This window comes from Moritella sp. PE36, assembly GCF_000170855.1.
Lineage (GTDB): Bacteria > Pseudomonadota > Gammaproteobacteria > Enterobacterales > Moritellaceae > Moritella.
Window position 1 is genome coordinate 172877 of the sequence record NZ_ABCQ01000004.1, and the last position, 12871, is coordinate 185747.

Genomic DNA, 12871 nt, shown 5'->3' on the forward strand with positions numbered 1-12871 from the left:
ATTTATCGACGTACTTAAGTCGCCAGTGTAAATTTTCCTGGCTGAGACATTTTTGCCATTTTTATCATATCGCTATCCATGCGCATATTCGCAAACCAATAGCCCGTATCATCATTTAAAAATGCATTACTGCGGGCCATAGTATCAAAAATGGCATAGGTACGCGCTTGACCCAATGCGGCGCCGTGCTTGCTTCGCGTATGCACAGGAACGTTATTTAAGTCCTCTTCAAGGGCTGTTTTTAGATGCAGTACGTTAGCAGACCAGTCCATGTGTTCAATAATTCTTTTGGTAATTGGTTTTTCCCATGCTTCAATCACTGCGGGTAAAAAGCTTAATGAGGGTCTAATGTCTGCACAGGCAAAATAATCATCCATTTGTTCTTTCTCCCGAAACGTCTGCATCACTGACACCAGTGCATCTTCGAAGGCATGCGTAAAATGATTACATATTGCAAATTGCCCCAGACCGCGGAGAACCCCCAACAGCACGCCCTCGTCGGGTTCTTTATACCCAATATGCTGCAATCGCATCCGGGTAACATTGGCCATAATAATGCTATGTTGCCACATTTTTGCGGCAATCAATTTAGTATTTTTATCAGTCAAATTGAGTAAGGGTTTGGCCATTAAAAGCGGGGACAGCATTCGACAATTTTCGATACCAATAAACCCAATTGCGGTTTTTGCATCGGAAATGTTACTGGGCTTTTTTTGCGTTTGCTTGCAAAAACGAGGATTATTGACGAGTTCGAGAATATTCATCGCAAATGAATTATGCGCTGATGTGAGGCTGCCAAGCTTTTGAAAGGTCAGATTAGGTCCGTAAGCAAACGAGGCGAAATCAGCAAAGCCAGTATGCACATTCAGTACACGTAACATATCAGGGTGATTACATCGGTTTTCTAGTGCCACGATTGCCATTTTTAGCGTTTGAGCAAGGATTTTACTGTGTCGTGCTTGCTTTATATCTGCCGTAAACTGTCGTTCATTAACACGCATTTGTTCGCACGCTAATAATATCCGTTGGTTGTCGGCTATCCGTCCCTTCTCATCCACATTGGTGTCACAGGATGTTCCTTGCTGACTAAGTAGCGGATCAATTTCGTTTTGATCTAGTAGATACTTATGATTAACTATCCATTTAGCGTGACGGTTTTCCACTTGCTTACAAACCTTGACGGCTTGCTCTATAACGGTTTGGCTATAGTTTTTATTTGAAAGGATCGACGCTGACACTCATTGCTCCTCATTTACAACTAACCGATTTTCAATAATTTACGATACGATATTAAAGATTAGCACATAGATAAGTAACGACATGAGTTAATAGTCATTGATTGAGAAAATGACGCCTATACCCAAGCTACTTCAAGGTGCACAATCAGCAAACCGAATGAAGAGTATATTCAAGGCATGAAGTCGAGGATTTAGTTATTCTAAATCAATACTTCATAACGCCGAAGATGCCTTCGTTCGACTTGCCCTACGGGAGGCGAGCAGGAATAACTTGGGTATATATTAGGGGAATGAAGAGCTTGTGTTGGTGGATTTTAGACATAAAAAAACCAGCTATAAGCTGGCTTTTTATAAAAGTTGGTGCCCGAGGCCGGAATTGAACCGGCACGCCTATTAAGCGAGGGATTTTAAATCCCTTGTGTCTACCGATTTCACCACTCGGGCACTGAATTTTTTATAGTTTATCCGTTCCAGTGCAGAACCAACAAACTCGCTCTTTCAAGCTTTAATCATGGAGGCGGGTCCCGAAGTCGAATCGAGGTCCACGGATTTGCAATCCGCTGCATAGCCACTCTGCCAACCCGCCATATACTGCGATGACAAATTAATTGTTAACACAGAGTGCTAATTTTACATCTTAGCGAGATATACTATTGCTAGTATTAGTATTAATTGGTGCCCGAGGCCGGAATTGAACCGGCACGCCTATTAAGCGAGGGATTTTAAATCCCTTGTGTCTACCGATTTCACCACTCGGGCACTGAATTTTTATAGTTTATTCGTTCCAGTGCAGAACCAACAAACTCACTCTTTCAAGCTTAAATAATGGAGGCGGGTCCCGAAGTCGAATCGAGGTCCACGGATTTGCAATCCGCTGCATAGCCACTCTGCCAACCCGCCAAATCCTGCCATCACAACTTTCGTTGCTAATACAGGGTGCTAATTTTACATCTTAGCTGGATATACTATTTCTAGTATTAGTATTAATTGGTGCCCGAGGCCGGAATTGAACCGGCACGCCTATTAAGCGAGGGATTTTAAATCCCTTGTGTCTACCGATTTCACCACTCGGGCACTGAATTTTTTATAGTTTATCCGTTCCAGTGCAGAACCAACAAACTTGCTCTTTCAAGCTTAAATCATGGAGGCGGGTCCCGAAGTCGAATCGAGGTCCACGGATTTGCAATCCGCTGCATAGCCACTCTGCCAACCCGCCAAATATTTTATTTAAAGTTATATGTTTAACGTTATATCTAACAAAAAGAAATTGGTGCCCGAGGCCGGAATTGAACCGGCACGCCTATTAAGCGAGGGATTTTAAATCCCTTGTGTCTACCGATTTCACCACTCGGGCACAGCATTCTTTTTACATATCATCTAAGCTGTTTTAATTAAACTGCTTTAGCCCCTATGTGCTGACGCATTCTACAGACCTAAAAGAGAGAGTCAACACCCTTTTAATCGCATTGATTAAAACGTTTACGTTTCAACCTAAACAGTTTGTTTTTTAGCTAAAAAGGGTTAAATAATACCGTATTAGCGACATGTTCTAACAAGAACCTAAGTAGTCGTTAAAAATGACGTCTTAATCTTCGCTAGTGAGTTCGCCCCACGCCGCAGCAAAATACTGCACCATAGAAACAACGGTTAATACCATCGCCGCATAGAACACGAGATAAGCAAGGTAAACCATCCAAGGGCCTTGTTGCCAAATGAAACCGCCTAGCGCCAACATTTGCAAACTGGTTTTCCACTTCCCGGCATTACCAACCGCAACGTTGGCACGTTTACCGAGATCGGCCATCCATTCACGTAAACCTGAAATAGCAAGCTCGCGGCCAATCATAATAAGCGTAGGGATCATGATCCATAATGCACTGTGCTCGCCAACCGTTGCAGCGATACGGTCGTGATCAGCGGCAACCATCACTAACGCCGTGATCACCATGATTTTATCGGCGACAGGATCAAGAAATGCGCCAAGCTTGCTTGATACATTCCAACGTCTTGCTATATAACCATCAAGGTAATCAGTTACGCCAGCAATAAAGAAAATCCAGGCGGCGATATAAAACGAATTTTCAATTGGTAAATAAAACGCGAGAACAAAAAAAGGAATTAAAATCACGCGAAACAAAGTTAAAATATTGGGTATGTTTTTCATTATTCTCATGCTTTTGAAATATAAACGCCTCTATAGTCCTATATCTTGCTTATTGATGCAACGAATCATAAATTTTTTCTGCTAAATCAATACTTATACCTGGTACTTTTGCAATTTCTTCCCTACTTGCACCACGTAATTGCTGTAAGCCACCCATATATTTAAGTAAAACTTGACGACGCTTCGGCCCAACCCCGGGAATATTTTCTAACGCGCTAGTGCGTTTGACTTTATTGCGGCGCGCACGATGTCCGGTAATGGCAAAGCGATGGGATTCATCACGAATATGTTGTACAAGATGCAATGCGGGCGAATCACTGGGTAAATAAAATTCGATGTCAGGTACATTATCCAACGCCCCCGATAAGATTAATGTCTCTAAACCCGCTTTACGCGTCACTCCTTTAGCAATACCAATGATTAGCGGCCGTTTAACCACAAAATTATCCGCGTATTGAGTGAGCACTCGCTCCGCCTGGGTCATTTGCCCTTTGCCACCATCAATAAATAAAATATCAGGTATTTTGTCAACTTCAGCGACTTTCTTAAAGCGGCGGTCTAATACCTGAGCCATGGCGGCATAATCATCGCCACCGGTAATGCCACTGATATTATAGTGTCGGTAATCGGTTTTATTGGGTCCATCACGATTAAATACCACGCAAGATGCCACGGTTTGCTCGCCACCCGTGTGACTAATATCAAAACATTCCATACGCTGGATCTTGCCATCAAACTTCAATACTTTCTCTAATGCTTTGAAACGATTTAGCACGGTGCTTTTAGTGGCTAACTTAGTTGTTAATGCGCTTTCAGCGTTAGTAAGCGCCAACCTTAAAAATTTATGCCGGTCACCACGTTTAGGACTCGTCAGTTTTATTTTACGCCCTGCCAGTTGGCTTAAACTCGATTCAATCAGGTCATTATCTTCCGGCAACTCAGTTAACAACACTTCTTTAGGGATGGCCTGCTGTGTTTCTTTATTCAGGTAATACTGTAATAAAAAGGCTTGGATCACTTCGCTAATATCAGTATCAGCGGGTACTTTAGGGAAATAACTGCGGCTGCCAAAGACTTTACCTGACCGTACAAATAATAAATGCACACAGGCAATACCATTTTTGTAGGCAAAACCAATGACGTCCATCTCACCTAAATCCGACGTTACGTATTGCTGTTCTTGGATGGTTCTTAATGCTTGGATCTGGTCGCGATAACGTGCGGCAGCTTCAAAATCCAACTGCTGACTGGCATTTTCCATCTTCATCACTAATTCATTAATGACGTCGATATTTTTACCTTTCAAAAATAATGCAGCAAGTTCAACCTGCTGGTTGTATTCCTCAGGATTATCCATTTTCACACAAGGGCCTAAACAACGCTTGAGCTGGAATTGTAAACACGGTCGCGAACGATTTTGGTAATAGCTATCCTCACACTGACGTACAGGAAATAGCTTTTGCATTAAATGCAGACTTTCTCGCACCGCACTACCGCTTGGATAGGGACCAAAATATTGCCCTTTGCGCTTATTCTTGCTGCGAATAGAGGTTAACTGTGGATGCTTGTGAGCGGTTATCAGTATGTAAGGGTAAGACTTATCATCCCGCAGCGAAACGTTATAACGCGGTTGATATCGCTTAATATAGGTATGTTCAAGTACCAGCGCTTCAGTCTCGGAGTGCGTTACCGTAACATCAATATTGGTAATATGCGTAACCAGTACCCGGGTTTTTTCACGATCGACGGTTTTTCGAAAATAACTGGTTAGGCGTTTATGCAGATCTTTGGCTTTGCCGACATAAATAACCACGTCTTTATGGTCATACATTCGATAAACACCAGGTTGATGTGAGACCGTTTTTAAGAAATCTTGATGATTGAATTGTTCTTTTTCAGGCATAAAATAAAAGATGCCCGAAGACATCTTTCTCAATTAATGTTAATTAACGTAATACTTAATTATAGTGTATCTGCATCTAAGATACCGTGTCTGATCGCTAGGTGAGTCAGCTCTACGTCACCATTAATATTCAGCTTACTGAATAAGCGATAGCGATAAGCGTTAACCGTCTTAGAGTTAAGGTGTAGCTGCTCGGCAATATCGACCACTCTTTGCCCTTTCGTAATCATCATCATGATTTGTAACTCACGTTCTGACAGATTTTGGAAAGGGTTTTCGCTAGCTGATGAAAATTGACTTAATGCCATCTGCTGTGCAATTTCAGGTGCAATATAACGCTGGCCACTATGCACTTTTCGAATTGCGCCTAATACTTCGTCAGGTGCTGCACTTTTAGTTAAATAACCAGAACCACCTGCTTGCATTACTTTACTTGGGAAAGGTTCTTCCGTGTGTATCGTTAATACGATAATTTTAATATCAGGATTATTTCGTAAAATTTTACGTGTCGCTTCTAATCCGCCAATACCTGGCATATTCATGTCCATCAAGATCACATCTGGCTGGTTTTCTCGACAAAACTGAACGGCATCCTCTCCGCATGAAACTTCACCCACGACTTTAATACCACGTACATCTTCAAGAATTCGGCGAATGCCGGTACGGACTAATTCGTGATCATCGACAAGGAATACATTAATCAAAAGAATATCTCCGCATACACATACATATAATTTCTAAAGAGCATAATACATTAGATGTTCAAAAATAGGTTGTTATTTTTATCCTCTAACTCATCATTGAAGCTAATATATTTATACCAAATAATAATATGGCATTATATATCAATAATTTAATAACTATATTACTTTAAAGCTAAAATGCGGTGCAGTTGGCAAAATAAAAAATACTTACTAAGAAAGGGGAAAACTTCAATCACTGTATAATGGCTTTATAAAAATACATAAACGACACATGTGCTTTTATTACTGATAATACAACGAGTTACTAATTAACCACCACTGATTTGATCAGAGCCATTAAAAATATGTTACATTTTGTCTATAAGCTAGCGAAAAGGATAAATCGATGGAAAAATCGCAACCACAGTTAATTGAAAAGCCCTACCCACCTGCAGATGATGACTGTTGTGGTGGTGGTGCTTGCTGCCCTTGTGTTTGGGATAATTACTACGCACAACGAAAATTATGGAACGCACAACGTGCCGCACTGCTTGAAGAAACGGTATGAAACTGATTGGATGGCAAATAGACTGAGTAGATAGATTAGATAGATTAGATAGATTAGATAGATTAAGGAATGCCAGATAGCAAAAAGGCGCTACCTTTTCAGATAGCGCCTTCTCTATATAGATGGCGGAGGAGGAGAGATTTGAACTCTCGAGGAGCTATTAACCCCTGCTGGTTTTCAAGACCAGTGCATTCGGCCACTCTGCCACCCCTCCGCAGCAATGGAGCGTATAATAGAGATACAGCGCCCAGTTGTAAAGCAAAAAGACCAAACCTTCAAACTTCGCACAAAATAAAACCAACCTGCTCGACTTCCTAGCAACAGCGTAAAACAAGTGCTTAAAAAATATCAGATTCGATATGTTTATCAGAAAAATAGCGGTGACTATCAACTACACTGAAGAAGAGCCGCTAAATTGCAAAGACACAGTGGTGTGATGAAGAAAGATTAAAGCTTAGATGCAAAAAAGGCGCTACCTTTTCAGATAGCGCCCTTCTCTATATAGATGGCGGAGGAGGAGAGATTTGAACTCTCGAGGAGCTATTAACCCCTGCTGGTTTTCAAGACCAGTGCATTCGGCCACTCTGCCACCCCTCCGCAGCAATGGAACGTATAATAGTGATATGAGGCCGGCTTGTAAATATCTACACGCTAAAAGATCACAGCAAACCGTTTAAACGTTTACTTTTCACTCGCTTCGCACTGTAATCCGACAAATTAATACAACATAAACAATCGACGTCCACATAAAATAAGTTTTTATCATCAAAGGTGCTATATGGATAAGCAAGCAGTCAACATCACCATCTACCGCTGGGCTGGCGATTGGGGACCTTTCCATATCAAGATCCCTTGTGGCGAATGCGCACTCACCAAAGATATTGTGTTAGACACCCTAAACAATGAGTTAGACGGTATACCCATCGAGCTAGAAATTAAAGATTGGTTAAATGAATGGTGGCAGCCGCTACTCAAGGGTGGTTGGCACGCGCCGATTGTCATGGTTGCAGAGAAGGTCATCAGTCAAGGCCACGCATTAAATCGCGGGGTATTAACCCAAGCCGTCATCGAAGCACACTGCCAACAAGTACCTATTGTTGGCCAGCATATTTTTGGCAAACAAAGTTGCCCACATTGCCAACGGGCCAAGACATATTTACAACAGGCAAACATTGAATACACCTATCATGATGTGATCACTAATCCTCGCGCCCTCTATGAAATGCTCTCGAGAGTAAAACCATTAATAGATCCGAAACAACCAGTGACGGTTCCACAGATATGGATAGATGGAAATTATATTGGCGGCGCAGATCAATTAAGTGCCATTGTCAAACAACAGGTCGAGCCAAATACAGAACGGGGGCAATGTTCCATGTCAGTGAAACAGAATTAATAGAGGTCAAAATGCAAAAAAGGCGCTATCTTTTCAGATAGCGCCTTTTTCTATATAGATGGCGGAGGAGGAGAGATTTGAACTCTCGAGGAGCTATTAACCCCTGCTGGTTTTCAAGACCAGTGCATTCGGCCACTCTGCCACCCCTCCGCAGCAATGGAGCGTATAATACAGAGTTAAACAAAAAGATAAAGTGTTTTACCGAATTAATCACATTTTTAAGTCAAAAGGCTTGTTTTTAACTTATTTGGCTATAAATTAACTACATCGTCATATTATGTCGGAACTTTAGGGTATACTAACACTCTAACTGGCAGTGTTTATTATTTAAGGAACAGACACAATGCAACAACGTACGATTCAGACTCAGTCGCAAGCAAGCGTACTCGCGACGAATAAGGTACTTAAAAATACCTATATGCTATTAGCGATGACACTGGCGTTTTCAGCGTTAGTTGCTGGTGCAGTGGTTACATTAAACTTACCTTCTCCAGGCTTCATCATTACCCTAGTCGGTGTGTATGGTTTAATGTACCTAACAGAAAAAAACCGTAACAACACAATGGGTATTCTATTTGTATTCTTGTTCACCGGTTTCTTAGGCTATACCGTAGGCCCATTAATTAACCGATACATAGGTGCTGGTATGGGTGACATTGTGGTAATGGCGTTTGCTGGTACTGCATTTACTTTCTTTGCTCTGTCTGCATATGTATTAACAACAAAGAAGGATATGTCTTTCCTTAATGGCATGATGATGGCTGGTTTTGTGGTACTTATCGTGGCTATGATCGGTAACATCTTCTTACAAATTCCAGCGCTTAGCCTTGCAATCAGTGCCATGTTCATTCTGTTTTCATCTGCTGCTATCTTGATGCAAACAAGTTCAATCATTCATGGTGGTGAAACAAGCTACATCTCAGCGACGGTAACTATCTTCCTATCACTGTATAATATCTTTGTTAGCTTATTACAAATCTTAGGTATTATGAGTAGCGACGACTAATCTCGTTGTTAGTTAATACCGTAAATATAGCGCCTTATTAATTATGTCACGTTAATTTAAATGCTACTCATGTAGAATAGATTTAAGTTAAACCGCTAAACAGTTAAGCTATATTTATAAATAGTGAAAAGCCTCGTTTGACGAGGCTTTTTTGTTTTCCCTCTACGATTAGTTTAAAGCTATGTTAATTATCAACGAACAAGAGATCGCCACCGACAAGCAAGGTTATTTACTTAACTCTAGCGATTGGAGTGAAGCACTGGCGCCGCTGCTTGCAGAACAAGAAAGTATCAGCTTAAGCCCTGCCCATTGGGAAGTTGTTCACTTCGTGCGTAACTTTTATCTCGAATACAATACTTCACCCGCTATTCGCGCATTAGTTAAAGCAATGGCGAAGAAACTCGGGGCAGATAAAGGCAACAGTATCTATTTATATAAACTGTTTCCTAAAGGCCCTGCGAAGCAAGCAACCAAGATTGCTGGCTTGCCTAAACCGGCTAGATGCCTTTAATTGGCACTTTATAAATTAGTATTAGATTAACAAGTGCCCCATTACATTAAATGATTAATGGCGGCTTCTTGTTACACCAGAAACCAAAAAGCCCCGCTGAGTTATTCGCATAACTCAGCGGGGCTTTTCATTAAACTGACTTTTTATTAGCAGTCAGATTAACCCATGTGCGTTAGACCGCCCATGTAACCTCGTAGAACTTCAGGCACTTCAACACGGCCATCTTCTAACTGGTAGTTCTCTAGGATCGCAACAAGTGTACGACCTACCGCTAAACCAGAACCGTTTAGTGTATGTAGTAGTACCGGCTTCTTATTGTCTTTAAGACGTGTACGTGCGTGTAGACGACGAGCTTGGAAATCTTCACAGTTTGATATTGAAGAAATTTCACGATACGTTTTCTGTGCTGGAACCCATACTTCTAAATCATATGTTTTCGCCGCGCTAAAGCCCATATCACCGGTACATAATGTCACGACGCGGTATGGCAAGTTAAGCTTGATCAAGATGTTTTCAGCATGCTGACACATCTCTTCAAGTGCTTCGTATGATTTTTCTGGGTGCGCCAGTTGTACCATTTCGACTTTATCAAACTGATGTTGACGAATGAGACCACGGGTATCACGACCGTATGAACCCGCTTCACTACGGAAACAAGGTGTATGCGCCGTTAAACGTACCGGTAGATCCGCTTCGTCAGTGATAGTATCACGCGCGGTATTAGTTACCGGTACTTCAGCCGATGGGATCAGGCTTAGACCTTGACCTTCTTCTGTTGCCGGCTTGGTATGGAACAGGTCTTCACCAAATTTAGGTAATTGAGCAGTACCGTATAACGAATCAGCATTCACAAGGTAAGGTACATATAATTCTGTATAACCATGTTCTTCGGTGTGCGTATCAAGCATAAATTGCGCGATAGCACGATGCATACGTGCAACTTGGCCACGCATAACAATGAAACGTGATCCGCTAATTTTAACTGCGGTTTTAAAATCGAGACCGTTAAGTGCTTCGCCTACATCAACGTGATCTTTAATTTCAAAATCAAATTCTTTTGGTTGACCCCAACGCTTTAACTCTACATTGTCATCTTCATCTTGACCTTGTGGTACCGATGAATGGGGTAGGTTTGGTAGCGATAATGCAATATCTTCAATTTTAGTTAATAACTCAGCGAGTTCAGCTTTAGCCACATCAAGCTCTTCGCCTAACTTGCCTACTTCAGCTAATAGCGACTGCACATCTTCACCACTTGCTTTTGCTTTACCAATGGATTTCGAACGTACGTTACGATCATTCTGTAATTGCTCTGTACGGATCTGTAATGCTTTACGTTGTTCTTCTAATGATTTGATTGTATCAACGTCTAGTTCAAAACCACGGCTCGCTAAACGCTGTTTAGCTTCTTCTAAGTCTGCTCGAAGAAATTTAGGATCTAACATTATTTACCTACTCTGCTTGTTTTATTTCGACCTGAGTACTATTTCCTTGCACTGGGTCAGAAAAATCTGTTGGTATTATTAACACGTATTATTTTAACGTGAATTTACACTTTCATCACGGTATTTATACTTAAATTACGGGTCTTTATGCTCGAAATACTAAGCGCATACCTAAATATGCAACAAAAATACACACTGTCACGTTTAAAGATACATTTAGCGCTGCTTTTAACCACTCACCTTGCTGTAATAACAACAACGAATCCATCGAAAATGTCGAAAATGTCGTCAATGCACCCAAGAAACCTAAACCAATAAGTTGGCGCCAAGGTGCTTCAGCAATCATATTACTGTCTAGCAAGGCAAATAGTACTCCCATCAATAACGAACCCAGAATATTGACAATTAAAGTGCCAAATGGGAAACCTTTACCTAATACAGCCGTGGCAGTTTGGGCTATAAACGTTCTGAGTACCGCTCCTGTCGCACCACCAAGTGCAACAAAACCGTATAATGCTAAATTATTCATTGATAGTACCCCACTTCATTTATTCGTTGATCGTACCGTTAATTATTAATAGCGTTTTCGAGGGCTATTGAGATCAAGCTGATGGAGATAATCGAGTTTTTGCTTAATTTGCTTTTCAACACCACGATCAACTGGATGATATAACTTAGTACCTTGCAATGCTTCCGGCATATAACATTCACCGGGTGCATACGCCCCTACTTCATCATGGGCATAACGATAGCCATCACCATAGCCTAGATCCGACATTAGCTTAGTCGGCGCATTACGTAAATGCATCGGTACATCAAAGTCTGGTTGTTCTTGTACTAACATTTTTGCCTGTGAGAATGCAGTATACACAGCATTACTCTTTGCCGCCGATGCCAGATAAACAATCGCTTGAGCAATCGCTCGCTCACCTTCATAAGCACCTACACGGCTAAAACAATCCCATGCCGATACGGCAACTTGCATTGCTCTTGGGTCGGCATTACCAATATCTTCAGAGGCAATAGCCAGTAAACGGCGCGCCACATGTAGTGGATCACAACCACCAGCGAGCATACGTGCAAACCAATACAAGGCAGCATCCGGTGATGAACCACGGATTGATTTATGCAGTGCGGACATCAAGTCATAATAAAGCTCACCTTTATTATCAAAACTATTTACTTTACGACCCACCACAGACATCAGCCTTTCAAGGGTGATAAGTTTGCCTTGCCCTTCGTCTTCCGCCATATCATTTAATAGCTCGAGATAATTAAGGCTCTTTCTGGCATCGCCATCTGCTAACTCACAGAGCTTTTCTTTAACACCTGGCGCAAAGTTAAATTTAACCTTGGCTAAGCCACGTGTATCCGCTAATGCTTGATCAATAACTTGTTGGATCTCGTCAGCGGTTAACTTTTTCAGTACATACACACGCGCACGTGATAGCAAGGCGTTGTTTAGTTCAAATGACGGGTTTTCGGTCGTCGCGCCGATAAAGATAATGGTGCCATCTTCGATATGTGGTAAAAATGCATCTTGTTGGCTTTTATTAAAGCGATGCACTTCATCGACAAATAAAATGGTACGGAAACCTTGAATGGCATTATCTTTGGCTTTTTCTATCGCTAAACGAATATCTTTAATACCTGATGTAACGGCATGTACTCGCTCAACTTTGGCATCACAGTAATGCGCAATCATCTCTGCGATCGTGGTTTTACCCGTGCCAGGTGGTCCCCATAAAATCATCGAGTGCGCATGGCCAGCTAATAATGCACGATGTAAGGGTTTTCCTTCACCGAGAATATGGGTTTGACCAATATATTGCGACATTTTTTCTGGTCGCATTCTGGCCGCTAGCGGTTGGAAATCAGGACTAAAATCAAGTGACATCGTATTATTCATTAGCGTTGGTCATCTATATCGGTATCTTCCGGGATATTGAAATTAAAC

At 41.6% G+C, this 12871-nt stretch carries 11 protein-coding genes and 10 tRNA genes; 4 read left to right on the forward strand and 17 right to left on the reverse strand.

Going from position 1 to position 12871, the window contains the following annotated elements; translation table 11 throughout:
- Positions 1-14: 14 nt before the first annotated feature.
- From PE36_RS04715 to uvrY, 11 genes are all read right to left on the reverse strand, one after another.
- Positions 15-1238, reverse strand: a complete 1224-nt coding sequence (locus tag PE36_RS04715; protein ID WP_006030826.1) for an HDOD domain-containing protein — start codon at positions 1236-1238, stop codon at positions 15-17.
- A gap of 358 nt (positions 1239-1596) precedes the next feature.
- Positions 1597-1682: transfer RNA gene (locus tag PE36_RS04720), tRNA-Leu, on the reverse strand.
- Positions 1683-1750: 68 nt separating this feature from the next.
- Positions 1751-1824, reverse strand: a tRNA-Cys gene (locus PE36_RS04725).
- Positions 1825-1911: 87 nt separating this feature from the next.
- Positions 1912-1997: transfer RNA gene (locus PE36_RS04730), tRNA-Leu, on the reverse strand.
- Positions 1998-2064: 67 nt separating this feature from the next.
- Positions 2065-2138: transfer RNA gene (locus PE36_RS04735), tRNA-Cys, on the reverse strand.
- Between the two features lie 88 nt (positions 2139-2226).
- Positions 2227-2312: transfer RNA gene (locus tag PE36_RS04740), tRNA-Leu, on the reverse strand.
- Between the two features lie 68 nt (positions 2313-2380).
- Positions 2381-2454, reverse strand: a tRNA-Cys gene (locus tag PE36_RS04745).
- A 52-nt stretch (positions 2455-2506) separates the two neighbouring features.
- Positions 2507-2592, reverse strand: a tRNA-Leu gene (locus PE36_RS04750).
- Between the two features lie 231 nt (positions 2593-2823).
- A complete protein-coding gene (gene pgsA, locus PE36_RS04755) occupies positions 2824-3402 on the reverse strand; it encodes a CDP-diacylglycerol--glycerol-3-phosphate 3-phosphatidyltransferase (protein ID WP_006030827.1) in 579 nt (192 codons plus the stop codon).
- 49 nt (positions 3403-3451) lie between these two features.
- Positions 3452-5305: an excinuclease ABC subunit UvrC gene (uvrC, locus tag PE36_RS04760; protein WP_232286528.1), complete on the reverse strand. Its 1854-nt coding sequence runs from the start codon at positions 5303-5305 to the stop codon at positions 3452-3454.
- Positions 5306-5364: 59 nt separating this feature from the next.
- Positions 5365-6009, reverse strand: a complete 645-nt coding sequence (uvrY, locus tag PE36_RS04765) for a UvrY/SirA/GacA family response regulator transcription factor (protein WP_006030829.1) — start codon at positions 6007-6009, stop codon at positions 5365-5367.
- Between the two features lie 385 nt (positions 6010-6394).
- On the opposite strand from uvrY, the gene PE36_RS23910 reads away from it, so the two are divergent.
- Positions 6395-6556 (forward strand): oxidoreductase-like domain-containing protein, encoded by a 162-nt coding sequence (locus PE36_RS23910; RefSeq protein ID WP_006030830.1) that lies wholly within the window; start codon positions 6395-6397, stop codon positions 6554-6556.
- Between the two features lie 123 nt (positions 6557-6679).
- Here PE36_RS23910 and PE36_RS04770 read toward each other — a convergent pair.
- Together PE36_RS04770 and PE36_RS04775 are read right to left on the reverse strand one after the other, a co-directional pair.
- Positions 6680-6770: transfer RNA gene (locus PE36_RS04770), tRNA-Ser, on the reverse strand.
- Positions 6771-7062: 292 nt separating this feature from the next.
- Positions 7063-7153 (reverse strand) — tRNA-Ser (locus tag PE36_RS04775).
- A gap of 181 nt (positions 7154-7334) precedes the next feature.
- Between PE36_RS04775 and PE36_RS04780 the strand changes: the two genes are divergently transcribed.
- Positions 7335-7952 carry a glutaredoxin gene (locus tag PE36_RS04780; protein ID WP_006030831.1) on the forward strand — a complete coding sequence of 206 codons (618 nt, stop codon included), beginning with the start codon at positions 7335-7337 and terminating at the stop codon, positions 7950-7952.
- A gap of 59 nt (positions 7953-8011) precedes the next feature.
- Here the strand turns inward: PE36_RS04780 and PE36_RS04785 are convergent.
- Positions 8012-8102 (reverse strand) — tRNA-Ser (locus PE36_RS04785).
- A gap of 193 nt (positions 8103-8295) precedes the next feature.
- Between PE36_RS04785 and PE36_RS04790 the strand changes: the two genes are divergently transcribed.
- The gene (locus PE36_RS04790) at positions 8296-8958 is read left to right on the forward strand and encodes a Bax inhibitor-1/YccA family protein (RefSeq protein WP_006030832.1); all 663 of its coding nucleotides are present in this window, start codon (positions 8296-8298) and stop codon (positions 8956-8958) included.
- Positions 8959-9139: 181 nt separating this feature from the next.
- On the forward strand, positions 9140-9469 hold the full coding sequence (locus PE36_RS04795; RefSeq protein WP_006030833.1) for a TusE/DsrC/DsvC family sulfur relay protein: 330 nt from the start codon (positions 9140-9142) through the stop codon (positions 9467-9469).
- 158 nt (positions 9470-9627) lie between these two features.
- On the opposite strand, the gene serS is transcribed toward PE36_RS04795, so the two are convergent.
- The 3 genes from serS to PE36_RS04810 all read right to left on the reverse strand — a co-directional run bounded on the left by serS (position 9628) and on the right by PE36_RS04810 (position 12823).
- Positions 9628-10914: a serine--tRNA ligase gene (gene serS, locus PE36_RS04800; RefSeq protein WP_006030834.1), complete on the reverse strand. Its 1287-nt coding sequence runs from the start codon at positions 10912-10914 to the stop codon at positions 9628-9630.
- A 145-nt stretch (positions 10915-11059) separates the two neighbouring features.
- On the reverse strand, positions 11060-11443 hold the full coding sequence (gene crcB / locus PE36_RS04805) for a fluoride efflux transporter CrcB (protein WP_006030835.1): 384 nt from the start codon (positions 11441-11443) through the stop codon (positions 11060-11062).
- A gap of 45 nt (positions 11444-11488) precedes the next feature.
- Positions 11489-12823 (reverse strand): replication-associated recombination protein A, encoded by a 1335-nt coding sequence (locus tag PE36_RS04810; RefSeq protein ID WP_006030836.1) that lies wholly within the window; start codon positions 12821-12823, stop codon positions 11489-11491.
- Between the last annotated feature and the right edge of the window lie 48 nt (positions 12824-12871).